The sequence below is a fragment of the Amycolatopsis sp. NPDC005232 genome, assembly GCF_040607795.1.
Lineage (GTDB): Bacteria > Actinomycetota > Actinomycetes > Mycobacteriales > Pseudonocardiaceae > Amycolatopsis.
In genome coordinates this window covers 302245-326831 of the sequence record NZ_JBEXHL010000006.1, presented here as the reverse complement: position 1 = coordinate 326831, position 24587 = coordinate 302245, and the positions used below count along the sequence as shown (strand labels likewise).

General features: G+C 68.5%; 25 protein-coding genes. 13 read left to right on the top strand and 12 right to left on the bottom strand.

The window, feature by feature from the left end:
• Positions 1-17: 17 nt before the first annotated feature.
• From ABZU76_RS14945 to ABZU76_RS14920, 6 genes are all read left to right on the top strand, one after another.
• A complete protein-coding gene (locus tag ABZU76_RS14945) occupies positions 18-1106 on the top strand; it encodes a hypothetical protein (protein ID WP_354869217.1) in 1089 nt (362 codons plus the stop codon).
• The gene (locus ABZU76_RS14940; protein ID WP_354869215.1) at positions 1103-2272 is read left to right on the top strand and encodes a thiolase family protein; all 1170 of its coding nucleotides are present in this window, start codon (positions 1103-1105) and stop codon (positions 2270-2272) included. The genes ABZU76_RS14945 and ABZU76_RS14940 overlap by 4 nt, the downstream gene beginning before the upstream one ends.
• Complete coding sequence (locus ABZU76_RS14935; RefSeq protein WP_354869212.1) at positions 2269-2754, top strand: zinc ribbon domain-containing protein; 486 nt, start codon at positions 2269-2271, stop codon at positions 2752-2754. Before ABZU76_RS14940 ends, ABZU76_RS14935 begins: the two co-directional genes overlap by 4 nt.
• A 36-nt stretch (positions 2755-2790) precedes the next feature.
• On the top strand, positions 2791-3564 hold the full coding sequence (locus tag ABZU76_RS14930) for a glucose 1-dehydrogenase (protein WP_354869209.1): 774 nt from the start codon (positions 2791-2793) through the stop codon (positions 3562-3564).
• The gene (locus ABZU76_RS14925) at positions 3561-4412 is read left to right on the top strand and encodes a cyclase family protein (protein WP_354869207.1); all 852 of its coding nucleotides are present in this window, start codon (positions 3561-3563) and stop codon (positions 4410-4412) included. Before ABZU76_RS14930 ends, ABZU76_RS14925 begins: the two co-directional genes overlap by 4 nt.
• Before the next feature lie 159 nt (positions 4413-4571).
• On the top strand, positions 4572-4727 hold the full coding sequence (locus ABZU76_RS14920; RefSeq protein ID WP_354869205.1) for a transposase: 156 nt from the start codon (positions 4572-4574) through the stop codon (positions 4725-4727).
• Positions 4728-4991: 264 nt separating this feature from the next.
• On the opposite strand, the gene ABZU76_RS14915 is transcribed toward ABZU76_RS14920, so the two are convergent.
• The 4 genes from ABZU76_RS14915 to ABZU76_RS14900 all read right to left on the bottom strand — a co-directional run bounded on the left by ABZU76_RS14915 (position 4992) and on the right by ABZU76_RS14900 (position 7470).
• Entirely contained in the window at positions 4992-5660 is a 669-nt protein-coding gene (locus ABZU76_RS14915; RefSeq protein ID WP_354869202.1) for a helix-turn-helix domain-containing protein, read from the bottom strand.
• Positions 5661-5750: 90 nt separating this feature from the next.
• Positions 5751-6233 (bottom strand): hypothetical protein, encoded by a 483-nt coding sequence (locus ABZU76_RS14910; protein WP_354869200.1) that lies wholly within the window; start codon positions 6231-6233, stop codon positions 5751-5753.
• The gene (locus ABZU76_RS14905; protein ID WP_354869198.1) at positions 6209-6424 is read right to left on the bottom strand and encodes an NAD(P)-binding domain-containing protein; all 216 of its coding nucleotides are present in this window, start codon (positions 6422-6424) and stop codon (positions 6209-6211) included. The genes ABZU76_RS14910 and ABZU76_RS14905 overlap by 25 nt, the downstream gene beginning before the upstream one ends.
• Positions 6421-7470 carry an LLM class flavin-dependent oxidoreductase gene (locus ABZU76_RS14900; RefSeq protein ID WP_354869195.1) on the bottom strand — a complete coding sequence of 350 codons (1050 nt, stop codon included), beginning with the start codon at positions 7468-7470 and terminating at the stop codon, positions 6421-6423. The genes ABZU76_RS14905 and ABZU76_RS14900 overlap by 4 nt, the downstream gene beginning before the upstream one ends.
• A gap of 322 nt (positions 7471-7792) precedes the next feature.
• Here ABZU76_RS14900 and ABZU76_RS14895 point away from each other — a divergent pair, with 322 nt between their 5' ends.
• On the top strand, positions 7793-8266 hold the full coding sequence (locus ABZU76_RS14895; RefSeq protein ID WP_354869192.1) for a VOC family protein: 474 nt from the start codon (positions 7793-7795) through the stop codon (positions 8264-8266).
• A gap of 118 nt (positions 8267-8384) precedes the next feature.
• Here ABZU76_RS14895 and ABZU76_RS14890 read toward each other — a convergent pair whose 3' ends face one another.
• The 7 genes from ABZU76_RS14890 to ABZU76_RS14860 form a co-directional block, all read right to left on the bottom strand.
• Positions 8385-8750, bottom strand: a complete 366-nt coding sequence (locus tag ABZU76_RS14890; protein ID WP_354869189.1) for an iron-sulfur cluster assembly protein — start codon at positions 8748-8750, stop codon at positions 8385-8387.
• A gap of 52 nt (positions 8751-8802) precedes the next feature.
• Positions 8803-9921, bottom strand: a complete 1119-nt coding sequence (locus ABZU76_RS14885) for an amidohydrolase family protein (protein WP_354869187.1) — start codon at positions 9919-9921, stop codon at positions 8803-8805.
• A 79-nt stretch (positions 9922-10000) separates the two neighbouring features.
• Positions 10001-11308 (bottom strand): acetyl-CoA hydrolase/transferase C-terminal domain-containing protein, encoded by a 1308-nt coding sequence (locus tag ABZU76_RS14880; RefSeq protein WP_354869185.1) that lies wholly within the window; start codon positions 11306-11308, stop codon positions 10001-10003.
• A complete protein-coding gene (locus tag ABZU76_RS14875; RefSeq protein WP_354869183.1) occupies positions 11305-12828 on the bottom strand; it encodes an aldehyde dehydrogenase family protein in 1524 nt (507 codons plus the stop codon). Before ABZU76_RS14875 ends, ABZU76_RS14880 begins: the two co-directional genes overlap by 4 nt.
• The gene (locus ABZU76_RS14870) at positions 12825-13946 is read right to left on the bottom strand and encodes a MaoC family dehydratase N-terminal domain-containing protein (protein WP_354869181.1); all 1122 of its coding nucleotides are present in this window, start codon (positions 13944-13946) and stop codon (positions 12825-12827) included. The genes ABZU76_RS14875 and ABZU76_RS14870 overlap by 4 nt, the downstream gene beginning before the upstream one ends.
• A gap of 6 nt (positions 13947-13952) precedes the next feature.
• Positions 13953-15236 (bottom strand): CoA transferase, encoded by a 1284-nt coding sequence (locus ABZU76_RS14865; protein WP_354869178.1) that lies wholly within the window; start codon positions 15234-15236, stop codon positions 13953-13955.
• Positions 15237-15312: 76 nt separating this feature from the next.
• Entirely contained in the window at positions 15313-16995 is a 1683-nt protein-coding gene (locus ABZU76_RS14860; protein WP_354869175.1) for a thiamine pyrophosphate-binding protein, read from the bottom strand.
• A 124-nt stretch (positions 16996-17119) separates the two neighbouring features.
• On the opposite strand from ABZU76_RS14860, the gene ABZU76_RS14855 reads away from it, so the two are divergent.
• The 6 genes from ABZU76_RS14855 (at position 17120) to ABZU76_RS14830 (ending at position 23363) form a co-directional block, all read left to right on the top strand.
• Positions 17120-18697 carry an AMP-binding protein gene (locus ABZU76_RS14855; RefSeq protein WP_354869173.1) on the top strand — a complete coding sequence of 526 codons (1578 nt, stop codon included), beginning with the start codon at positions 17120-17122 and terminating at the stop codon, positions 18695-18697.
• A 66-nt stretch (positions 18698-18763) separates the two neighbouring features.
• Entirely contained in the window at positions 18764-19651 is an 888-nt protein-coding gene (locus ABZU76_RS14850) for a branched-chain amino acid ABC transporter permease (protein ID WP_354869170.1), read from the top strand.
• A gap of 69 nt (positions 19652-19720) precedes the next feature.
• Positions 19721-20677, top strand: coding sequence for a branched-chain amino acid ABC transporter permease (locus ABZU76_RS14845; protein WP_354869168.1), 957 nt, complete (start codon positions 19721-19723; stop codon positions 20675-20677).
• On the top strand, positions 20674-21459 hold the full coding sequence (locus ABZU76_RS14840; protein WP_354869165.1) for an ATP-binding cassette domain-containing protein: 786 nt from the start codon (positions 20674-20676) through the stop codon (positions 21457-21459). The genes ABZU76_RS14845 and ABZU76_RS14840 overlap by 4 nt, the downstream gene beginning before the upstream one ends.
• Positions 21443-22165, top strand: coding sequence for an ABC transporter ATP-binding protein (locus ABZU76_RS14835; RefSeq protein ID WP_354869163.1), 723 nt, complete (start codon positions 21443-21445; stop codon positions 22163-22165). The genes ABZU76_RS14840 and ABZU76_RS14835 overlap by 17 nt, the downstream gene beginning before the upstream one ends.
• 1 nt (position 22166) lies before the next feature.
• Positions 22167-23363, top strand: coding sequence for an FAD-dependent oxidoreductase (locus ABZU76_RS14830; protein ID WP_354869161.1), 1197 nt, complete (start codon positions 22167-22169; stop codon positions 23361-23363).
• Here the strand turns inward: ABZU76_RS14830 and ABZU76_RS14825 are convergent.
• Entirely contained in the window at positions 23350-24576 is a 1227-nt protein-coding gene (locus tag ABZU76_RS14825) for a cytochrome P450 (protein WP_354869159.1), read from the bottom strand. The genes ABZU76_RS14830 and ABZU76_RS14825 overlap by 14 nt on opposite strands.
• Positions 24577-24587 lie beyond the last annotated feature (11 nt).

Sequence of the window (24587 nt, the reverse complement as noted above, 5' to 3'; positions counted from 1 at the left end):
TGAGGTAGAGTGAACACGTGAGCCAAGATAACGCCGTCGTCGAGGGCGTCGCCGTAGAACTCACCAGCGCCGATCGCACTCGCTCCCTGCCAGAGCTGATCTTCTCGTGCGTCAGCGCGGCGCTGGCGGACGCGGGCTGCGCTCTTCGAGACGTCGATGCGGTGACCGTAGCCGGCGAAGACCTGATCGACGGCCGGTCGTTGTCCAGCATGATCACCGGACCCGCCGCCGGCGCGTACCTCCGCGACGAAATCCGCCTGTCCGAAGACGGGCTGGCCGCGTTGTCGCTCGCCGGCGCACAACTGGTCAGCGGCACATTCGACCGGGTACTCGTCGCCGCATGGGGACGGGCCAGCGAAGGCGACCCCGAACGGAGCTCGGCACACGGATTCGATCCGTTCACCGAACAGCCGCTGGGCCTGACGGCGATGGTCACGTCCGCGCTGCGGGCCTCGGCGCACATCCGCGCCTTCGGCGCGAGCGCCGACTACACGCGGGCTGTGGATGCTCGGCGCTCGAGGGCGGAACGCAACCCCCGGGCGAACCGCATCGCCGCCCGCACGGTTCCGGCTCCGTTCCCCTTGCGCGCCGCCGATCTGCGCGTTGAGACCGACGCCGTCGCCGCGGCTGTGCTGTGCCGGACCGACCTGAACACCACGAGCGGCCAGGCCTCGATCACCGGGTTCGGGCATGGCACCGACACCTTTCACCTGGGAAACCGGTCGCTGGCGGAGCTGCCGAGCGCAAGAGTCGCCGTGCGCGGCGCGCTCGCCGAGGCCTGTCGCGAACTGACCGAGGTGCACGTCGCCGAGCTGGGCGGGCGCACAGTGTGGGACGAGGTGCAGCTCATCGAAAGCGCCGGCCTGGCCGAGCCCGGCACCGGGTTCGGCGCGCTGGCTGACGACACACGCCTGAACCCGTCGGGCGGCTCGGCCGCCGGAGACTGCGAACCGGCGACCGGTCTGGTGCGGTTCGTCGAGGCCGTCCTCCAGGTCACCGGGCGAGCGGGCGCCGTGCAGCTGCCGGGGGGACCGAGTGTCGCGCTGGTGGCCAGTGGTGCGGCGCTTGCCGGTCAAACGCACACAGCGGTGGTGGTGGAAGCGTGAGCAGGGAACCGATCGGTATCGTCGGAGTCGGGCAGACACCCTATCGCCGCAAGAATCCCGACCTGTCCGCGGGCGACCTGGTGAAGATCGCTGTGGACGCGGCACTCGCCGACGCGGGGCTGGACATCGACGGCATCGACGCCGTGTTCGGCGGCGTGGCCCCCGACACTCTCGCTGGTGTCAAAGACATCGACCGCATGTCGATCAGTGTCCCGGGCCGCCCCTACTTCCGCATCAACACCGGAGGTGCCACCGGGGCCTCCGTGGTCCAGGCCGCGCTGGCGTGGATCAGCGCCGGGCGCGCGGACACCGTGCTCGTCGTGGCGCTGGAGCGGATGGGCCAGGCCGCGACCGCGCAATCCATCTTCAACACGATCTTCGACCCCATCTACGAGAAGGACTTCGTCCTCACCACCATCACCATGGCCGCACTGCGCGCGTCGATGCTGGTCAAACGGCACGGATTCACCGAGCGGCACTGGGCGGGCATCGCCTCGCGCAACTTCACCAACGCAGTGGACAACCCCCTGGTGATCGGCGCCAAACCACGGACCCCCGAACAGGTGCTCGCCTCTCCCATGCTCGCGTGGCCGATCCACCGCTACGAAGCGTGCCCCACCACCGAGGGCGCCTGCGCGGTCATCCTGTCGCGCGCGGGCGTCATCGGGCCGACCCACTCCACAGCCTGGATCCACGGCATGGGCGGATCCAGTGACACCTACTCCATGGGCGAGCGCATGAACCGGCCCGAGGGCAGTCTCATCGAAATGGTGCCGCTGCGCCGCGCCGCTGAGGTCGCCTACCGGGAAGCAGGGATCACCGAGCCAGGCCGGGAGGCGAAGGTGTTCGAACTGCAGGCACCGTTCTCGATTCTCGAGGCGATGGCCTATCCCGCGCTCGGCCTGTGCGAAGTAGCCGACAGCAGGCCCTTCGTGGAGCGCGTTCTGGGCGGCGAAACGGCGATCGAGTTCAACCCCTCCGGTGGGGCGCAAGCAGCGAACCCGGTTTCGGCGACCGCTTTGATCCGGATTGCCGAGGCAGCCCAGCAGGTCCGGGGCACAGCCGGGCCGTATCAGCGCGACGGGGTACACCGCGCGATCGCAACCGGGCAAGGTGGAGCGACCCAGTTTTCGACCGTCTGCGTCCTCGGAGGAGACCGACCATGAACCCGTCCACGCCCGTCGAGGACCTGCTGCTCCTGCCCGGCAACTGGAACTTCGACTACACCTACTTCGCCGGGGCGACGGCCAGCCGGTTCTTCGCGGAGCTGCGTGACAACCAGCGCATCCTCGGCCGGCGCTGCCCCGGCTGTGAGCGCTTGGTGGTACCTGCCCGGTCGTACTGCGACGCGTGTTACGTGGCGACCCGCGACGAATGGGAACCGGTCGGCACCGAGGGTACGATCGACGCGTTCGGCTTCATCAGCACCAAGTTCCCGGGGCTCCCCGACCCGCCGCTCGTGATCGCGTTCGTGACGCTCGACGGCGCGGACAGCGCGATCCTCAACTTCGTCGAAGGCATCGACCTGAGCGACGAAAGCGCCGCCGGCGAGTACCTGTTCACCCACGACCGAGTTCGCGTCGTGTTCAGCGAACAGCGCGAGGGGCGCATCACCGACTTCCACTTCGAGTCCGTACCGAACTCATGACGGACCTGGTTCCTGGGCAAGACAAGGAGAACGACTGTGGGACGTCTGTCCGGCAAGATCGCGATCATCACCGGAGCCGCCCGCGGCCAGGGTGCGGAGCATGCCCGCCGATTCGTGGACGAAGGAGCCAAGGTGGTCGTCGGTGACGTGCTCACCGACGAGGTGGAAAAGGTCGCCGCCGACCTGGGTAAATCCGCCGTACCAGTGCGACACGACGTGACCGACCCGGACTCCTGGCAGGCTGTGCTCGAAGCGACGCTCTCGGCCTTCGGCAGTCCCACTGTGCTGGTCAACAACGCCGGAGTTCTCGGCACCGGCCGGCTGGCCGCGATCGACCCAGTGGAATTCCGGCGCACTCTGGACATCAACTTGCTCGGCCCGTGGATCGGGCTCAGCGTGGTGGGTGGGCACATGGCCGAGAACGGCGGTGGCTCGATCGTCAACATCGCATCGATCGCCGGCCACCGAGCGACTCCCGGCCGCGGGTCCTACACCGCTTCCAAATGGGGCCTGCGTGGACTGACGAAGTCCGCGGCCATCGAAATGGGCAGGAACGGGGTGCGCGTCAACGCGATCCTTCCCGGCTACATCGACACCCCGATGCTGGGCCGTCGCCGGGACCAGATGGTAAGCGAAACGCAGGCCTGGGCGGGCATGGCGCTGCCACGGATGGGACAGTCCAGCGACATCTCGACCATGGCGGTTTTCTTGGCCTCTGACGAGTCCGGTTATTGCACAGGTGCGGACTTCGTCGTCGACGGCGGCGCGTCACTCGGCTACTTCACCCCGGCACTGCGGCCGGACGCATGACCGGCTGGGGCCGGTGGGGCGCCGACGACGAACGAGGTGCGACCAACCTCCTCGACGCACCGAACGTACTGAGCGCAGTCACCGAAGTGCGGACCGGCGAGGTCGTGCGGCTCGCGGCGCCGATCCGCGGAGGACATGGCTTCGGTCTGGTCGGGCGGCCGGATCCGCTGCATCTGATGGTTCGAGACGGGGGCGATTACGCCGCAGGATTGCCCGAACGGGGCGGGTTCGGCTTCGCCGACGACATCCTCACGGTCCCTACGCACGGAGTGTCGCATGTGGACGCGTTGTCCCACGTGTGGCAGGACGGCCTGTTGTACAACGGATTCCCGTCGAGCTACGTCACCAGCCAGGGCGCGCGGAAGCTCGGTATCGAGAAGATCCCACCGGTGGTGACCCGGGGGGTGTTCGTCGATGCCGCGGCTTCCCGGCCACGCACCCCGGACGACCCGGTGCACGTCGAAGAACTGCAGGCACTTCTTGCGGCCAATGGCGTCGAACTGCGCACCGGCGACGCGCTCTTGGTCCGGACCGGATGGCTCGCCTCCGGCCTCGGCGCCTCGACCTGGGGTGGCCTGCACTCGGACTGCGCAGCTTGGCTCGCCGGACGCGACGTCGTTCTCGTCGGGGCGGACAACCCCGGCGTCGAAGTTTTCCCGTCCGGCGTCGACGACTGCCAGGTGCCCCTGCACATCGAACTGGTCCGTGGGCACGGAATCCTGTTCGCCGAACTCCTGGACCTCGAGCCGCTCGCCGCCGCCGGTCGGGCCACCTTCCTGTTCGTCCTCGCTCCCCTTCCCCTCGTCGGAGGGGTAGGCAGCCCCGTCGTCCCGGTGGCGATCCTCTAGCGTCCCGAGCCGTCCGCGCCCAGGACCTGCACCGAAGTTTCTCGGGCGGGTTGGGCTGGAATTGGTGTTGCAGGGCGTGTCGCGGTGAAGTGAGTGAGGTCCCCGGTAGTTGGTCCGTAGGCCAAGAAGAACCTGAGCACCGGAGACCTGGTGGCCACCATGGCGGTGACGAGGCGGTTCGACCTGACCGACGAGCAGTGGCCAGTGCTGGAGCCGTTGCTGCCTGAACCGTCACGACGAGGTCGGCCGTCGTTGTGGAGCAAGCGGCAGTCGATCGACGAGATCCGGTGGCGCGTGCACACCGGTGCGCCGTGACGTAACAGGCCGATCGGATATGGGCCTTGGGCCCGCGGTGGACGGGTTGTTCCGGCCCAGGCAACGCTGGTGCCTGGCAGCAGGTCCTGACCCCCGCCCGGATCGCCTTGTGTGGCGAACTGTGCGGGACCCAGTTCGCCGCGCTCGGCGACCTCGCCGGCTGACATCGCGGCGCGCTGCGGCCGGTGCGCCCCGATTCGGATCGTCGCATCGGTCGGCGACGGCACACAGCGACGGTGGCACCCTAGCGTCGGCTTCCTTCTTCTATCGGCGAGCCTCAGCGTCCCCGACGGTCCGTGTCGCGTCACGCCGTCGGGCGGCGCGAAGCATCGCCCGGTAGACAGCTGATGGCGTGGGCGCCGGTGGCAAAGGAGGTGGGGTCGGCTGTTCGAGGGCTTGGAGCATGAGCTCGACGACGCGTCGCCAGGCACCGGGTGCGTCGGATGCGGTAGTGGTGATCACGCCCGCGTTAGCAGCCTGGATGAGGATCACATCCTCGGCTGTGAAGTCCTGTCGAAGCCGCCCTGTGTTCTTGGCCCGCGCGATCAGCTCGTTGAGCCGTCGGTAGGCGTGTTGGCGGCGACGCTCCACTCCCTTGGCTGTGACGAAGGCGGAAGTGATCACGTCGGAGAATCCGGCGTCCTCAGCCTGGCGTTCGCACATGATCTGAATGTAGGTCCGGAGCCCCTGCCAGGGGTCCGGGGCTGCGAGTGCGTCATCGATGGCCGCGAGGTGCGCGTCCATCCGGTCGGAGAACACCTCGTCGATCAATGCTTCCTTGGTCGGGAAGCGTCGGAACAAGGTGGCGGGCCCGACGCCGGCTTCCCGAGCGACGGAGTTCATCGACGCGTCGAGCCCGTCGCGGGCGAACACTCGGCGCGCGGCCTCGAGGATGCGGACGCGGTTGCGTTCAGCGTCCTGGCGGAGCGGCATGGCACCCCCTCGGTCGTCGCTGTCGCGTCCGGCTCCGGATTCTACATTTCGCGTATTCTCCGCACTTCTTCGACCAGGAGGCACTCGCGGTCAGCCGATGCCGACCGAGGTCGTCGCCGAGCCGAGGTCTCGACGCAGCGCGTCTCGGTCGAGATCGGCGCCGAATACCGGGGAACCAGGTTGAAGGCGGGCGCTCTCGGCGAGGCTCCCGGCGAGCACCGGATCGAATCCGAGCTCGTCCACGAACCGGGCAACGACGCCGACGGCGCCGGAGTCGTTCCCGGCAAGCGCAAGCGCGACCCGCTCAGGGCTTCCGGCGGGGTGGGCGAGCTCCTCGATCTCGTGGTAGCCGATGTGGTTGAGGGTCTTCACGAGACGGCTCGTGGGCGGGAGGGCGTCGCGAACGATCTCGCTGGACGGTCGCCCGTCTTCGAACTCAGGTAACACGCCGTCGATGGGCGGCCAGTAGTTCATCACGTCGACGACGGTCCGGCCCGCCAGCAGACCCAGCGGCACGCGCCGGAACTTGCGCAGCGGCACAGCGAGGATCACGAGGTCCGCGGCTCCGGGCAACTCGGCAGCATCGACCGCGATGGCGCCGGGCTGAGGATCGCGGTGATGAGATCGGTGCGATCCGCCGGACCGGAGGTCGCAATCCGCACCTCGTGCCCGCTCGCCGAGGATCGCCGCGCGATGGCAATACCGGACTTACCCGCGCCGTAGATGCCGATGGTGCGCGCCGGCGCGGTGGGCCCGGCATTCACAGCTCCACCTGCACCGGCGCGGTCGCCGTCGCCTCGCGACGGGCGACCTCGTCGCGGACCATGGGCGCGACCTCCGTGCCGAGCAACTCGATCGCACGCATAGCGTCCCGGTGACTGATGGACCCGACCATCAGCTGCAGCATGGTGCGCTGGTGCCCGAACATCTCGTGGTGGTAGAGCAGCCGTTCGGCGACCTCGCCAGGCGAGCCCACCGTGTACATCCCACCCGGCACGTCACGGGCCGCGATGTGCTCTGCGGTCACCCCGTGGATGCCACGATCGGCGCCGGCCAGGTTCATCAGGTCGGCGTCAGCGGTGTAGTAGATCTCGCGGGCGCGCTGAGTCGTCTCGGCGACAAAACCGTGCACCGTGACCGAAAGTGCCTGCGGAGCCTGCTCGTAGCGGGCCGCCGCCTGCCGGTACAGCTCGGCCAACGGTGCGAACTGCCGCGCAGTGCCGCCGATCGTGCCGAGCGCCATCGGCAGACCGAGCGACGCGGCGCGGATCACCGAGTCCGGGCTGCCGCCGACGGCGACCCACACCGGCAGCGGAGACTGGACCGGCCGGGGAAGGAGCAGTTCGTTCTTCAACGGCGGGCGGAACTGCCCCGACCAGGTGACCGGCTCGTCCTCGCGCAGCTGCAGCAGCAGCCGCAGCTTCTCGTCGAACAGTGCGTCGTAGGCGGCCAAGTCATGCCCGAACAGCCGGAACGTGTCGAGGAACGCCCCCCGGCCAGCCATGATCTCCGCCCGCCCGTGCGAGGCGAGGTCGAGGGCGGCGAACTGCTCGAACACCCGCACGGGGTCGTCCCCGCTGAGCACCGTCACCGCGCTGGTCAGCCGGATACGCGACGTCTGCCCCGCAGCGGCGGCGAGCAGAACAGGTGGAGCCGGCGCTCCGAACGCCGGATGATGGTGCTCGCCGATCCCGAAGACGTCCAGCCCCACCTCATCCGCGAGCCGGATCTCCTCGATCAGCTCCGGGATGCGCTGCGCCGCAGTTGTTCCGGCCGCGAGGTCCGCGAAGGTGAACACTCCGATTTCCATGAACCGCTCCTCCGTGTGCTGTGCCCTGGCGTCAGCATCAACCGAATAAGTGGTGTGGGTATTCCACTTATGGACCTGAGACCCCGGCCACCCGCGCGCTCCGAGTGGACACCGGAGAACTCTCACCTTCGACGGCCACTGAATCCACACTCATTCCTTGTATACTGAGCGCCCAGGTTAGGAGAATAATGAGCGCCGCAGACTCAGCGACTCCCGGCACAACACCCCTTCAGTCTTCCCCCAGGACCGCGCCTCCACTGGGCGGCTCTTGCTCTCTGGCGGCAACGTCACGGGCGCGGCTTTTTTCGGGGGTGAATCCACTGTGACCTTCGTATCCGGCTATCACGTGGGCATAGTGGTCCCGAAGCTCGACGACGCAGCAGCCGAACTGGGCGAGCTTCTGGGCCTGTCCTGGGCGACGCCTCGCCGCGCAACCCTCCGCGTCGAGCAGGGCGGGGATCTGTCCGACGTGGACCTTCTGTACACCTACTCGCGTCCGTCTCGTGACGGGCTGATGGTCGAGCTCATCGAAGAGATCCCCGGCACCCTGTGGACCACCGAGCCGGGGCGCTCGGCGACGCTCCACCACATCGGCTTCTGGGCGGACCAGTTCCCCCTCGCGCTCAGCTCACTGGACGCGGGTGGCAAACGGGAGGTCAGCCACGTGAACAGCGCCGGAGAGACCCGGGTGTTCAGCTACCACCACGTGCTGGGCGGCGCGCTCCGCGTCGAACTCGTCGACTCCGATCTCCGGGCCGACGTCGCCCGCTGGGTGGATCGAGCGCCGAAGCGATGATCACTGACGCGAGAACGTCGCGTCAGTGATCATCGCCAGAAGCCGGCAAGCCACGATGGCGGGCACGCGACGGCGCCCGCGCCCATCCCTGCCCCGATCGAATGCGGCGGACCTCAAGTCAGCCGCGGCATCCGAGGGAGGTGGCTGAACCGGTCCGTCGCTCTTCGGCCGGGCCGGTGGTCGACACGATCGGGAGTGAGCGACCCGCTCGGGCGGCGTCGGACATCAGGCGCGGCGACCAGTCCAGCCCCTCGTCCGGGTGAACGGTGACCCGGTGGACCCCGGAGATCTCCGACACCGCGCGGGTTGATTCCGATTCCAGGTACGGCATGAGATAGCAGGCCGGCGAGGTGAGCCTCAGGTAGATGTCGACGGTGCCGTCGTCGCCCACCGTCACGCGCTTGACCATCCCCATGTCGACCAGACTGAGCGGGCGGCCAGAGGCGACGCTGCACGGATCGTGAACGGTGGCGAGCCGAGCCACGATCTCGGACGGAGCCGGGGCGAACTCGGGCCGGCGAGCAAACCCGGCGGCGTCAGACACGTTCGGACCTCCAGTCGTCGACTGCCTTCGCGGATGAAATCGTGGAGTAGGGCTCCGGTAGCTCCGCACCCGGTTCGCGCCAGAACTCGTCCCCCACGACAGCGGCCTTCGCTTTTTCAAGATCGACACCGTGCATCCGGGCGTAATTGCCACCCAGGATCCCGCGCTTGTCCGCGTCGGTCAGTTGAGGAATCGAAGCGAACAACCCCGCATCCGCCAGCAGGTCCTCGGGAAACTCGAACGCACGGAACGCTTCCAGCGCCGGGCGAGGGTGGTACAGGGTGGTGCCCGAGCCCCAGAACATCCTCCGGAACATCCGCTTGCCGCCGATTCGAGCCAAGCCGAGGAGGATCTCCGCGAACGCACGCGGCCGACGCTCCAGGATGATGTTCTGGATCTCCATGTTCACGTAGATGTTGTCGAACCTGGACAGCAGCCAGGCCGTCTCGTCGAGAAACGCCATGCCACCGTGGACAATCTCGAAAGTGAGATCGGGGAAGGCCGCGGCCGCTCCCTCGATGTCGCTCGGGTTGTAGGAGTCCTTGACCGGAACAGACCCGATCGGCACGGCCTTGTGGACGGCGATGTGCCGGATACCGAGCTCCATCGCCTTCTCGTACAAGGGATAGACGAGTTTCGGATCGTCCATGCGCCAGAGCTCGACGCTTCCGGTGGCCCAGCTGTTCGGGTAGAGCTTGAGCCCGTGCGGCTTGAGGAGATCGGCCTGACGCTCCAGCTCGAGCAGCGCCTGCGGTCCGGTCATCGGATCGACCGCCGCGTAGGCACCGATGAACCGGTTGGGCCAGCGCTCGACCGCTTCCGCCGCCTTCGCGACGGAGACCAGGCCGTCGTGGAAAGCCGAGATGGGCAAGGCGTGCATGACCGCGAAGTCGGTTTCACTCTCGTGGAAGAGCAGGTTGGCGACGTCGGCCGAGGACCAGTCGCTCCGGTAGACTTCGTCGGGAAGCGCATAGCGGCGATCCGGCGGATTGCGCGCCATGAAGTACGAAAGATCCGCGACGAGCCGGGCATCCTTCGCCACCGCGTAGTTCGACGGATGGAAGTTGTAGGCGTGGGTCACCGCGTCGATGACCACGTAGTCGTCCAGCACGACGGTCCTCCTTTTCCTGCTGCGGTTCGGATATCGGGTCGTCAATTTCGCGTCGGCGACCGCGGTGGGCGCGGGAAGATCATCCGGCTCCCTCGAGCACCTCGGCGGCCGCGGCGAGCTCGGCCCGATCGCCGGGGTGCGCGACCGCGATCACGCGCTCGGCCCGGCCCGGCGCGTCCAGCCCACGCAGGTGCGCTACTCCGTACTCGGTGACGACGTGCGTAACGAGAGAGCCGTGAAGCTGCACGTGTGCGGCGCGGGGGACGAGCCGGCTCCGGCCGCTGCGGTTCCGTGACTCGACGGCGATCACCGACCCGAGGCTGTGTGCGCCGGCGGTCGCGAAGTCGGAGAGCCCACCACCACCGAGCAAACCGGCCCAGGAGAGTGCACCGACATTCCCCACGAGGTCGACCTGGGACGCAGAGTTGACCGCGAGGAAATCGCCCAACCGGGTCAAATGCGTGAGGCGGTGGGCGCGCGAGGAGTCCACAAAGGTCACGGCGGGATTGCCGTCGAGCCAGCGGTAGAACTCCGCCGACCCGAGTGCGACGGTCGCCACGACACCGGCTTTCGGATCATCCGGTGAGGGTCCCGCGACCACGCCGCTCTCCACCAGAAGCTTCACATCGTCGGTGATCATTCCGGTGTGGACGGTAAGCTTCAGCCCGGGCCGGCGCGCTGCGAGCGCCCGTGCCACTCCGGTGAGTCCTCGTCCGACTCCCAGCTCGAGTGCCGCGCTCGGGACGACGAGATCAGCGACCAGCTCCCCGATCCGCAGTTGCGCGTCGGTTACGGGCGAAGGCGCGAGCTCGGGAGGTGCTAGGTCGGTCGAGATCACGAGATCGCAGTCGGCCAGGTCGAGCCAGCCGACCGAGCGCACGCTCGGGAGCGCGCGGTTGAGCTCCAGCGCCCTGAACCTCGCCACCGCGGCGGCGGAGCGACCGAGATCCAGCGACAGGCCGGGACCGACCGCCCCTGCGTCGTCGCCGGCGGGTGCCGTGCCGGCGACGAGGACTCCATCGATGGGCAGGGCACCCGATTCGATCAGCTCGTCCACTGTGCCCATCGAAGCCGGGACTCCCCTCGCCCGGCCCTCGCGGAGCGCGTGGATGCCCCGGGGACCGCCGGCGACCAGCCGCAGCCGATGCCCTCGCCCGTCGGGGTAATCGACGATCCCCTCACGGCCGCCGACAGCGACCTGCAGGAGCTCGACGTCCCGCCGGTAGGGGAGCACGTCCTCGACGAGCGTCCGGATCAAGGTGTGCGGCTCTCCCGCGCCCGTCCCGACGAACAGCCGATCGCCATCACGCACGAGCTCCCGTAACGGAGCACCCGCCGGCGCGTCCTCGCCCACAGCCTTCCCGCCTTCGGTCCGCGTCCCGATCACCTCGGCTCACTCAGGCCGTAGATGTCGAGACTGGCGTCGTCGAGCTCGAGGACGACGTTCTTGGTCTCGGTGTAGGCATCGATGACGGCTGAGCCGTTCTCACGTCCGAGGCCGCTTTCCTTGAAGCCGCCCATGGGCGCTTCGACGAAGTTCCAGCCGTAGGTGTTCACCCACACCGTGCCTGCCCGGATCCCGCGGGTCACCCGCAGCGCGCGCTTGACGTCACGGGTCCAGACGCCCGCAGCGAGCCCGTACGGGGTGGCGTTGGCGATGGCGACGGCCTCCTCCTCATCGGAGAAGGGCAGCACGGCGCCGATCGGGCCGAAGATCTCCTCCTGATTGACCCGCAGCTCATTGCCCGCGCCTGTGATCAGTCCTGGCGCCATGTAGTTCCCGCCCAAATAGCCCTCGCCTTCGAGCAACCCGCCGCCGTGGACATCCGCGCCTTCTTCGCGCGCGAGGCGGACGTACCCCTGAACCCGCGCCAGCTGGACGGCGGAGACGAGGGGCCCCAGCTGGCTCGACTCCGCGACCGGCGGCCCCACGCGGAGCCGGCCCGCCGCGGCGATCAACCGTTCCACGAACTCGTCGTATCGCGAGGTGTGGACGAGCATCCGGGCACCGGCGATACAGGTCTGTCCGGTGTTGCGCATCAGACCGGACAGAGCGGCCGGCACCGCGTCGGAGATCTCCACGTCTTCGAAGAAGATGTTGGGCGCCTTGCCGCCCAGCTCCAGCGTCACCCGCTTCACATGCTCGGACGCCACCTTCATGATCGCCTTGCCAGTGGCGGTCGAGCCGGTGAATGCGATCTTGTCGACGAGCGGATGGGCGACGAGTTCGGCACCGGCCGCCGGCCCCCCGGCGATGACGTTGACCACGCCCGGTGGGATCCCCGCTTCCTGGCAGCACTGCGCGAGCAGCAGTGCCGACAACGGCGTGAGCTCGGAGGGTTTGAGGACCGCGGAGTTGCCGAGGACGATGGCCGGACCGAGCTTCCACAGGGCGGAGATGAGCGGGCCGTTCCAGGGCACGATCAGCGCGCACACCCCGATCGGCTCGCGAAGGGTGACGTCAAGGTACCGGTCGGCGACCGGGATGCTTTGCCCGTAGGCGCGTTGCGCGAAGCCCGACGCGTATTCCAAGCTGGACACGCAGCGCTTCACCATGGCCTTGGCGTCCCGCAGCGGCATGCCGTTGCATTGGGTCTCGACCGCGGCCAGCTCGGCCGCGCGGCCTTTGACGACGTGCGCGAGCCGCAGCAGCGCCGAGGCCCGGGACTGGGGCGATTTCGATCGCCACCGGCCCGAATCGAACGACCTCCGTGCGGCGCCGACTGCCGCGTCGACGTCGCCGGCGCCCGCGGCGGCCACCACCGCCACCGGTGTCCCGTCCGCCGGATTGACGACCTCGAAGCGACCACCGTCGGCGCTGTCAGCCCAGGCCCCGTCGATGAAATGGCGCCAGGTCCCGTCAGGTGTACGAGCTTCGGCCGCCAGAGCGGCCGCGACGGCGGTCATCGGGCCGGGAGCCGGACCACGGCCCAGCCCTTGGCAGTCTTGTCCCCGCGCTGGTTCTCGATCCACACGTCAAGCCGGACCCGACCGGTGCCGTCGGGTCCGGGAGGTCGCACCTCGGTGACCACGCCCCGCCCGCGGGAGAGGTCGCCGATGAGATTGAACCCGCGGATCTCGCAGTAGAGCTCTTCCAGGAACCCGTGATCACCCGCCCAGTTCGTGACCAGCGTCGAGAGCCACGAGATCCGTTCGGGACCGTAGTCGTAGGCTTCGGGCACTCCGGCCATGCGAGCGAGCCCCGAATCCCAATGGACCGCCTCCGGAGGTTCGGGAATCCCGTAGGCGTTGGGGATCGAGATCGCCGGGTGGTCCCGCACGTAGTCGAACCAGGCGCCGTGCGCGCGGACGAACAGGCCGCCCCAGGCCTGCTCGAACGCCACCGCGATCGTCGCCGTGTAGGGGCCGCGCACGATGGCCGGGATCTCCTGCCCAGTCACGACGTCGTCGACGTGCAGCACCTCGCTGCCGGTGCGCTGCTCACGCCGGTACTCTTCCGCGAGCGCGGCGATGTCGTCCTCGGTGTAGGCGGCGAGCCTGGTGCCGCCGTACTTGCCCTTCTTGCGAGCGGTCTGCCGCTCGGTCCGCATGCCCCATCCCTGGACCTCCGCAAACGGCTGCCCATCGCCGGTCCTGGTGAATTCGGTGGTGCTCACCTGCTTGAACATCCGGCCGGCGAAGCGACCTTCGAGCTCGATCAGGTCGGTGAACCGGGTTTGGGCCGTCACGGCGGAGTCGACGGGAAGCGGCTTGAACCAGCGCCAGTGCGAGCCGCCGAACATCGAGTGCACGCCAGGCAGCCCGCCGCGGTATCCGATGGACAGGCGGCTGAAGGCGTAGGGCAGGCAGGGAGGCGCGATGATCGTCCCGTGTGGACTCTTCACCGCGTATTCCTCGTCAAGGTAAAGGGGGTTGCGGTCGCCCGTCGCCATGGCCCAGCGCCGGATGGCATCGCGGTTCCCCTCGGTCAGATAGGGAAGCTCGGAGACCCGGACGAGTTCGCCCAACCGTCCGCGAAGTCGTTCGACCTCCGCCTCGGTGATCATTCCAGTGGTGCTGCTCACTCGTTCCTACCTTCCGCGATTTTCGTCGGCCGACCGTGTCCCCGCACGCTCGTGCTCACCGGGCAGGCTGAGCACCTTGGCTGCCGCCAGGGCATCGATAGCTTCATCGGCCATCCCCAGCACTTCCGAGAGCAGTTCCCGCCCGTGCTCGCCCAGCTGCGGCGAAGGGCGCAGCCGTGGCGGTGACTCTCCGGCGAACCGGACGACCGGCCCCACCACCTCGACGGTTCCGGCCGAAGGATGACGCAACGGCCGCAGGACCCCGCGAGCCTGAATCTGTTCGTGGGCCAGTGCTTCGGTGACATCCAGCAACGGCGCGTGCGGGACATCGGCGTCGCCGAGCAGCTTCTGCCATTCGGCGCGGGTCTTGGTGCGCAGGATGGCCTGCACGATCGGGAGCAGCGCCTCCCGGTTGGTGTTGCGCAGCCGCGTCGAACGGAATCGCGGATCGTCGGCCAGATCCTCGCGCCCGATGGCCCGGCAGAAGCCACGCCAGAAGCTGCCGACGTGAAGGGCGATGACGAGATGACCGTCGGCGACCTCGAACCGGCCGTAGGGCACCACACTGTGGTGGTCACTCCCCATCCGCCGGGGACTCTCGCCGGTCAGCATCGACAGCTGCCCGAGATAGCCGAGCAGCCCCACCAGACCCTCGAGCAAGCTCAGGTCGATGTGCTGCGGCGTCGGGTCATGATGCCTCCGTTGCAGAGCAGCGAGGACGGCGATCGAGCCCCAGAGCCCACCGGCGAGGTCCCCCATCGGCAGGCCCATCTTGGTGGGCGGACTGCCGGGCTCGCCGGTGATGCTCATAACGCCACTGAGCGCCTGCGAAACCAGGTCGAAGGACGGCTTGCCCGACATCGGACCGGTGCTGCCGAAGCCACTGATCGAGCAGAGGATGACGTCGGGGCGGCGCTCGACCAGCCGATCGAAGCCCAGCCCCAGCCGCTCCATCACCCCGGGCCGGAAGTTCTCGATCACGACATCGCTGTGCGCGGCCAAGTCGAGAACGAGGTCGCGGCCGGCATCGGTTTTCAGGTCGATCGCAATACTGCGCTTGTTGCGGTTGATGGCCAGGAAGTAGTGGCTGGTCCCGTCGGCGTAGAACGGCCCGATGTCACGTACGCCATCGCCGTGCCCCGGCTCCTCGACCTTGAGCACGTCCGCGCCGAGATCACCCAGGATCATCGTTCCGAACGGACCGGCCAGGACCCGGGTGAGATCCAGGACGCGCACGCCTTCCAGAGGAGCGGAACCGCCACGCTCGGAGTGCGGCTCACCGTCACTCATCACATCACCGTCCTACATGTCACTGGGCAGTCAGTATACTTAGGTCAACTGGGCTGTCAACGATTACGGCGGGCCGTCAGTGGGCGACGTCGGGCATGTGCGCCGGGTCGAGCACGACATCGACGAGCACGGGGCCGGAGCGAGTACGGATTCGTTCCAGCGCTGCGGGAAGCTCTCCGGCGGAGCCGACGGTCACCGCTTCGAATCCCATCGCCGTCGCGAGAGCGGCGAAAGACGGCCACGCGAACTCCGTGAGTCCTGGTGATCGCCCGGCGTTCACGAGCTGCACGTGCTCCGCCCCGTACGCGCCGTCGTTGCAGACGACCACGATCAGATCCAGACCCAGCCGGCGCGCCGTCGCCAGCTCCGCCAGCCCGCCCAGCATGAGCCCACCGTCGCCGCAGACGAGCAGAACCGGGTGCCCGGGCCGCCCGACGGCGGCGCCGATGGCGCTGCCGACGCCCGTTCCGATCGCCCCGAAGCTGACCGTGAACAGGAAGTGCTCCGGGCGCTCGACGTGGATTTCGGGCCAGGCCACCGCGAGGTAGCGCCCCGCGTCGGTCACGAATGTGCGATCAGAACTGACTACGCCGTCGATCGCGCGCAGCGCGGTGCGGATGTCGACCCCGGTGCCCCCGGCGGCGCCCGGCGCGATTTCCTCGCGATCGCGCAGCTCTCCGGCCGGAACCCGCCGCCGGAAGGACGAAGGCGGGACATCCGCCTTGTCCAGCCAGGTGACGACGGTACGGGCGACTTCACCGGCATCACCCACCACCGCGGCGTCGACCGTCGAAAACCGGCCGATGCCCTCCGGCTCGGTGTCGCAGTGGATCACCCGCTTGCCCGCGAGCAGCGAGCCCGAAACGGTCGTGTACGGATTGAGACTCGCACCGAAGGCGAACACGCAGTCCGCCTGGCCGATCACCTCCAGCGCCGCAGCCGACGCCAGCGTGCCGAAGATCCCGAGATTTCCCGCGTCGCCGTGGAACAGGTCCTTCGCACCCAGCGTGGTCGCCACCGGCGCGCCGACGCGCTCCGCGAAAGCCGACAGCTGCTCGCCCGCCCCGAGCGCTCCCCGGCCCGCGAGAACCAGCGGCCGCTGTGCCGAGGCGAGAATGCCGACGGCGACGTCGAGCTGGTCCTCGTCAACCACGGGCGCCGGCCTCGTCGGCAGCTGACCCCGGTGCGCGGTGTAGCCGATATCCGCGTGGACCAGCTCGGCCGGCAGGTTCAGCACCACCGGCCTGCTCTCGACCTGTGCCCGCCGTAGGGCCGTCGCCAGATCCTCCAGCGCCGTATCGGCCGCCCGGACCTGTTCGAAGCCCGCACCGGTCGGGAGCACGAGCTCCCGCTGCGCGATCACTTGAGGGCCGTAGCGGTCGCGGCTGTCGGTGTCACCACAGAGGAGCACGAGCCCGACACCGGCTTTGACCGCCTGGACCAGGGCGGTCACGGTGTTGGTCAGGCCGGGCCCGTGGGTGACCGTGGCGACCCCGACCCGGCTCGACAGCACCGCGTAGCCGTGAGCCATGTGGACCGCGTTCGCTTCATGGCTCGCCGCGATGAAGCGCCCGCCCGCTTCCCGGACGAAGCTGTCGGCGACAAAGAGGTTCCCGTCGCCCATGACGCCGAAGACCGTGTCGACGCCTTGTGCCACTAATGACTTCGCGATGGCCTCGTGCAGCCGCAACGGAGCGCTCCTTAACAAGGGAATCCTCGGCGGATCCGAACCGGAACGGTGATCACCGTCCTCGGACATGTTGACGCAACCGACTTGATAAGTAAACTGTGCAGTCAGTTCCCGTGTGACTCACCTCACTGGATTGTGAGAGCGGTACGACGCCGCAGGGAGCTGCCGCCAGGAGTGACGAGAGAGGATCACCATGTCCGGAGTGCGTCCACGCTCACGTGAAGACCTCGGCTGGCAACTCGAGACCCGGAGCACCGAGCACCCTGATCGAGTCGCCGTCATCGACGTCGAGCAGCAAGTGCGGCGTACGTACCGCGAACTCGAGGAACGAGCGTGCCGGACCGCGAACGCACTCTGGTCCCTCGGCGTCCGGCCCGGCCACAATTTCGGCCTGCTCATGCAGAACAGCGCGGACTTTCTCGAAGTCGTGTTCGCCGCCGCCAAGATCGGGGCGACGGCCGTCCTCGTCAACCGGCGGCTGAGTCCCGGCGAAATGGCCTACGAACTCGATGACTCGGAGTCGGTGGGGCTGGTGTACTCCCCCCAGTTCGACGACGCCGTCGCCGAACTGCGTCCTCTGGCGGGCAAGGCGAAGTGGTGGAGCCGCACAGGAGGCTCAGGAGACCGCCCGGATGACGTGGTGGCGCTGGAGTCCCTGGTCGCGGACGGGGCGCCGTCGTTCGAGCCACCGGGCGACGTCGTGCTCGCCGAATCGGGGCTCGTGATCATCTACACCTCCGGCACGACCGGCAAGCCCAAGGGTGTCCTGCTGACCCAGGCCAACATCATGGCGGCCAACGACTTCACCAAGCGCTTTCTCTGGGCCCGGTACGGTTCGGCGCTCTCCCCCGTCGTCCACGCACTGGTGACCGCCGGCATGAACCACATCGGCGGACTGAACACCAGTTCCCTTCCGGTGCTCGCCGACGGCGGCACGCTCGTCGTGCTCGACGAGTTCAATCCCCGGCGCATGCTGGAGTCGATCGAGAAATACCGGGTCAATCTCGCCTTCAGCATCGGGACGATGTGGAATGCGGTCGTCAAGGAGAACCTTGCCGACTTCGACCTTTCGTCGCTCGAAGTCGTGGGGACCTGCATCGCCCGCCACAACGAACAGCAGCTTCGGGCGCTGCATCAGGGACTCGGGGCCGAGGTGTACTACATGTTCGGCCAGACGGAGACGACCACCGGACTCATCACCACGCACCGGACCGTCGATCTCTGGCAACGGCGGGGAACACTCGGAAAGCCCGCGTTCATGGACATCCGCGTGGTGACCGCGGAGGGCAAGCCGGCGCAGGTCGACGAGGTCGGGGAACTTCAGTACCGCGGGCCGACCGTGTTCAGGGAATACTACGGAAAACCCGAGGAGACGGCGCAAGCCTTCGACGACGGCTGGTTCCGCAGCGGCGATCTGGTGAAGCACGACGCCGACGGCTACCTCTACTTCGTCGACCGGCTCAAGGACATGATCAAATCCGGTGGCCTCAACGTCTTCACGATCGAAGTCGAGCGGGTACTGCTCGACCACCCCGCAGTGAGCGATGCGGCTGTGGTGGGTGTGCCCGACGAGAAGTGGGGCGAAGCCGTCACCGCCTTCGTCGTCGCCGAGGAAGACACCGATCCCGCTCCGCAGGAGATCATCGATTTCTGCCGCGAGCGGATCGCGCATTACAAGGCGCCCAAGAGGATCGTCTTCGTCGACAGCATCCCTGTGAACTCACTCGGCAAGAAGCTCAAGCGCGACCTCCTGAAGAACTTCCGGCCCTGACCGGCGCGGGCGCTGCCCGCCGAAGACCGCACCGCTGCCGTGGCGGTGGCAGCAGGAAGGACCGCCGTGCAGGATCTCGTCAACATCGCCACCCTGGCGTCCGTCTACCTACTGTTCGCGATCGGCATGAGCCTGGTGTGGGGGTCGATCGGCATCCTGAACCTCGCACACGCGGCTGTGTTCGCAACCTCCGCCTTCGCCGGGCACCTCGTGCTCGAGTGGACCAGGATGCCGATCGGCGCTGTCGTCGCGATCTGCGTGGCGGCCGGCGCCGTGGTGTCGCTTCTGGTCCAGGTGCTCGCGTTCGAGCCCATCCTGGGCCGGACCCCGGACGTGCGCAGGGCCGAATTCCCAATCCTCGTGGGTGGTCTCGGTGTCGGCGCCGCGTTGCTGGCGCTCGTCCAGAAGGCGACGGCGAGCGCGCCATTCGGGTTCGTCAGGAGTTCCTTCACCATCACGGCTCACACCTGGGGACCGGTCCGGATCTCCGACATCCAGCTCGTCATCATCGGGGCCGGGATCGTCGTCGGTGCGGCGGCCGCCGTGTGGCTGCGGCGGTCCCGGACGGGGCTGGCGCTGCGCGCCATCGGTGTCGACGCGGAGACGGCCGCGCTGATGGGGATCAAGCGGGACCGGCTCGCCCGCGTCACCATGGCTGTGGCCGGCGCGCTCGCCGGGCTGGCCGGCGCGCTGCTGACCTACCACCTCGGTGCGATCGAGACGGCCGGCGCCGACGCACTGCTCATCAAGGCGTTCGCCGCGATCATCCTCGGCGGTGTCGGCAGCGTAGCGGGCGTCGTGGTCGGCTGTGTCGTGCTCGCCTTCGCCGAAACCATGGTGCTCACGTACACGTCGGGAACCTGGGTGAGCGCGATCTCCTTCGGGCTCATCCTGCTGGTTCTCCTGTTCCGTCCACGGGGGATCTTCGGGCGCGCGGAGGTACGCCGCACGTGAGCCGGAAGCATTGTCCGATCAAGCTTCCGGCTTTCTCCCCGTCCCCGTTCACGGCGAAAGCGAGCCCCAGTGAGCCTCTGGTACGACGAACATCTCGTGCTCATCCAGGCGACCATGGTGAGTGTGCTCTTCGCACTGAGCATCCAGGTCCCGCTCCGGTTCGGCGTCTTCTCCTTCGCCGGAGTCGGGTCGTACGGAATCGGCGCCTACGCCACCGCGATCCTCGTCACGCGCTACGAGTACCCGGTCTTCGGCGCACTCGCGGCCGGCGCCCTCGCCGCGGCCCTGATCGGATACGGGCTGGCCTGGCTGCTCCAGCGGCTCAGCGGACTCTATCTCGCGATGGCAACGGTGGCCTTCGACCTGCTCGTCTCCGTACTGGCCGTGAACGGCGGTGAGGTCACGGGTGGCGCGACCGGCCTGTTCGGTGTCGTCGCCGACGTGACGACACTGCACATCTTCCTGGTCACCGTGGTGGTCCTGGCGGTCGTCGCGGCGTCCGAACACGGCCGGCTCGGGCGCAAGATCGCCGTCGTCCGTGAGGACCCCGAACTCTCGGCAGCGCTGGGCATCGAGGTGCACCGAGTGCGCCGCGCCGCGTTCGTCGCGAGCGGCACACTCGGGGGCCTGGCCGGAGGACTCAACACCGCCATCACCACGACCATCGCACCCGGCAACATCGACTTCGCCCTCATCGTCCTCGCGGTGACGATGATCGTGGTCGGTGGCGCCAGTTCGTGGAAGGGCGCGGTGATCGGCGCGTTCGTGTTCACCTGGCTGCCGACCGTGCTCGCCTTCGTCGGCGACTGGAAGGGCGTCGGCTACGGCATCGTGGTCGCCGCTGTCGCCATCTGGCTGCCCGGCGGTGTCGTCGGAGTGACCGGGGACGCGCTCCGAAAACTCACTTCACGGCGGCGCACGGCCCGGCTGCCGGACAGGGAATCGCCGGCGCCCGGCCCGGCCGGTCCGTCCCGTGACGAGGCCCCGCAAGGCAACCGCAAGACGCACCCCCAGGAGCAGACGTGAGCGAATCGACGGTGTTCGAGGCACGGGACGTGACCGTCCACTTCGGTGGGATCCGCGCCCTCGACGGTGTCTCTTTCGGACTGACCTCGAACCGGATCTTCGGGCTGCTGGGCCCCAACGGCTCGGGCAAGAGCACCCTGCTCGGCGCCATGACCGGGCTGGTCCGGCTCACCGGCGGTTCGTTCAAGTTCCATGGGGCCGCGTACGGCACGCAATCGGCTGCGACCATCGCCCGCCGCGGCGTCGCCCGCACGTTCCAGACGGTCCGCCTGGTTCCGGGTCTGACGGTCCGGGAGAACATCCAGCTTGCGTCCGACCGGCCCGGGGCGCTCGCTGCGGCGGGCGCCCACCGGCTCCGGGGAGCACGGCGCAGGCGCGCGGCGGCGGACCAGGCCGAACGAGCCATGGAACTGACGGGCCTGGACGGAATGGGCGGCCTGCGGCCGTCTGAGCTGCCCTACGGAACCCAGCGCCGCGTCGAGATCGCCCGCGCGATCGCGGCCCGGCCCCGGCTCCTTCTCCTCGACGAACCGACCGCCGGGATGAACGCCCGCGAGCGGCGGGAGATCGCCGATCTCCTGCGCCGTCTTCGTGGCGAAGGCCTTGCGCAACTGCTAGTGGAGCACGACGTGGACATGATGGTGGCGACCTGCGATCACCTCCTCGCCATGAACTCCGGTCGGCTGATCGCCTCGGGCGCGCCCACCCAGGTGGTGCGTAATCCGCTGGTCGAGGAGGCATACCTGGGAGGAACGGGAGCCGGCGATGCTGCGCGTCAGTGATCTTCACGTGTCCTACGGGAGGGTGCCCGCCGTCCGCGGGATCAGCGTGACTGTCGAACCCGGCTCCATCACGCTGGTGCTCGGTGCCAACGGCGCCGGCAAGACCACGACGCTCCGGTCGATCGCCGGCCTCCATCCGCCGGACAGCGGAGAGATCACCATGCAGGGCCGGCGCATCGAGCGGCAGAGGGCTGACCGTGTGGTGGCCGCCGGCATCGTTCTCGTGCCGGAGGGCCGGCGCGTGTTCGGGCCCCTGACCGTGGAGGAGAACCTGCGGCTCGGGGGTTACACCCGGCCCAGAGCCGGACTCATCGAGGAGTTGGAGCGGGTGTACGACCTGTTCCCCGTCCTGTCCGAACGCCGGCACGGAGCGGCCGGTCTCCTGAGCGGCGGCGAGCAGCAGATGCTCGCTTTCGGACGGGCGTTGATGGCGCGACCGAAGGTGCTGCTCATCGACGAGCCGTCCCTGGGGCTGGCACCGGCGATCGTGAACACGGTGTTGACCCGCGTGCGGGAAGTCGCCGACTCCGGCATCGGCGTGCTCATGGTCGAGCAGAACGCGAAGGTGGCGCTCGAGATCGCCGACGACGCGGTGGTGGTCGCTCGCGGTGAAGTCGTCTTCAGCGGGAGCGCGCAGGAGACGCGGTCCCATTCCTCGGTGGTGCGCGCGTTCCTCGGCGAAACCGCGCTACGGCAGGAGTCCTGACATGCGGACCGTCATCGTCGGCGCCTCACTCGGCGGCTTGCGCACAGCCCAAGCCATCCGCGCAGCCGGTCTCGAGGACTCGATCATCCTGATCGGTGCCGAGCCCGTGCTGCCCTACGACCGTCCGCCGCTGTCCAAGGGCTTTCTCCGCGGCGAGAATGATGCCGGCGACCTCGCCCTGATCTCGCGCGACGAGCTCGCCCGCCTCGACGTCGACCTCCGCCTGGCGACCACCGCGACCGGGCTGGACATCACACGCCAGGTGGTCGAGCTCGACGGCGGCACCAGCGTGGCGTACGACGCGCTGGTGATCGCGACCGGCTGCCGGCCGCGGACCCTGCCCGGCGCCGGGTACCTGAACACGCTCCGAACGCTCGACGACGGCATGGTGCTTCGCGATCGCTTGGCGCGGAGCGCTTCTCTGACAGTGGTGGGTGGCGGGTTCATCGGGTCCGAGATCGCCGCCACGGCGCAGGGGCTGGGTCTGGCCGTGACGATCGTCGAACCCGCCGCCGGCCTGATGGTCAGGGCAGTCGGGGAGGTCATCGGTGAGCACCTGACCGAGCTCCACCGGCGTCGGGGTATCGACGTGCGAACCGGGGCAGGCGTCCGGGAACTCTCGCCCGGCCCCGCCGGGCACCGGATCCGCCTCACCGACGGATCGATCATCACCGCCGGCACGATTGTGGCGGGCATCGGCGCCATTCCCGCCACAGGCTGGCTCGAAGGCAGCGGACTGAGGCTGGCCGACGGCGTTGTCTGCGGACCCGACCTGCGGGCGGACGGAACGACGAACGTCTTCGCCGTAGGCGACGTCGCCCGATGGCGGCACCCTCGTTACCCACGCGACGTGCGCGCCGAGCACTGGACCGCCGTGGCCGAGCACGCCCGTGTGGTCGCCGCCAATCTCGCCGGCGGGCACACTGTCGCGGATTCCCTGCCCTACGTGTGGTCCGACCAGTTCGGCGCCCGTCTGCAGATCGCCGGCGCCGTCCCGCCCGACCCCACGGTCGAGTACGCGGCCGGCGGACCGGGGTCCGAGCGCTTCGTCGCCCTCCTGACCGACGGCACCGGTGTGCAGGCTGTGGCCGCACGCGGCGCGCTCCGCGAATTCCTCGCCCACCGCGGCGAGCTCGACCGGCGGACGGCGGTCACCGGCCCGTCCGAGCCTGGTCGCGCCCCCGTTACGCGGGCTTGATCACGACCGGCATCGACCTGAACCCGCGCAGGATGATGTTGGCCGTGCGGGCAGGCGGCTCGGCACCCGGTTCGATGCCGGCCGTGCGCGACAGCAGGACCCCGGTGGCGACCTCCGTCTCCAGCCGCGCCAGCGCCGCGCCGAGACAATGGTGGATACCGGTCCCGAAACCGAAGTGCGGGAGCTGAGGACGGTCCACATCGAACCGCTCGGGGTCCTCCCACCGGGACTCGTCGCGGTTGGCCGATCCGGTCTGCAGCAGCACTATCGCGTCGGCCGGGATCCTCACGTCGCCGACCCGGACCTCGCGGTTGGTCAACCGCACGATGCCCTGCACGGTCGACTCCCAGCGGAGGATCTCCTCCACTACCGGCTTGAGGTCGTCCCGCCCTCGCGCCCGGACGAGCTGGTCGGGAAAGCGGAAAAAGGCGTTGAAGAGGTTCCCGAGCAGGTTCGTCGTCGTCTCGTTGCCGGCGGAGAGGAGAAGTGCGCAGAAGTTGAACAGGTCCCAGTCGGTGAGCAGGTCGCCGGCCTGCTCGTTCTCCGAGATGATCAGGCTGATGAGATCGTCCCGCCTGCGGCGCCTCCGGTCGGTGATGAGAACGTCGAAGTACTCCATCATCTGCTTGAGATCGGCGCGATCCGCAGGCGAGTCACCCCGGCCGCTGAGCCGGTTGATGAGAATGTCCGACCAGCGGCGGAAATCCCTCCGCCGGTCCTGGTCTATCCCGAGGATGTCGGCGATGACGCGGACCGGCAGCGGGTGGTGGAAGTGCTCGACGAGGTCCACCTCTCCCCCATCGCGGCGTTCCAGCATGTCGTCGACCAGCTCTTCGCAGATCTGGCGGACCATCACGGCATAGCCGTCCACGGCGCGTTTGGTGAACATCTTGGCCGCCATCCGCCGCATCGGGATGTGCTCGGGCGGATCGAGGGCGATGAGCGATTTCGGTTGCTGTGCGGCCAATTCACGCACGTCGGGCCGCGCTCCCTCCCGGGCGCTGACGACACCGCCGAAGAGAGCCCAGAGCGCCTTCGACGAATATGTCGCCGGGTCGCGAATGGCTTGCCCGACTTCTTCGAACCGTGACACGACCCAGAGATCGTCCACTTCCACGTAATGGGCGGCAGGCCCCCGGCGCAGCAACGCGTAGTACAGGTAGGGATCAGCGAGCACCTGCGGGTCGGTCGGGCTGTAGTCGGAGACGTCCATGCGCAAGCTCC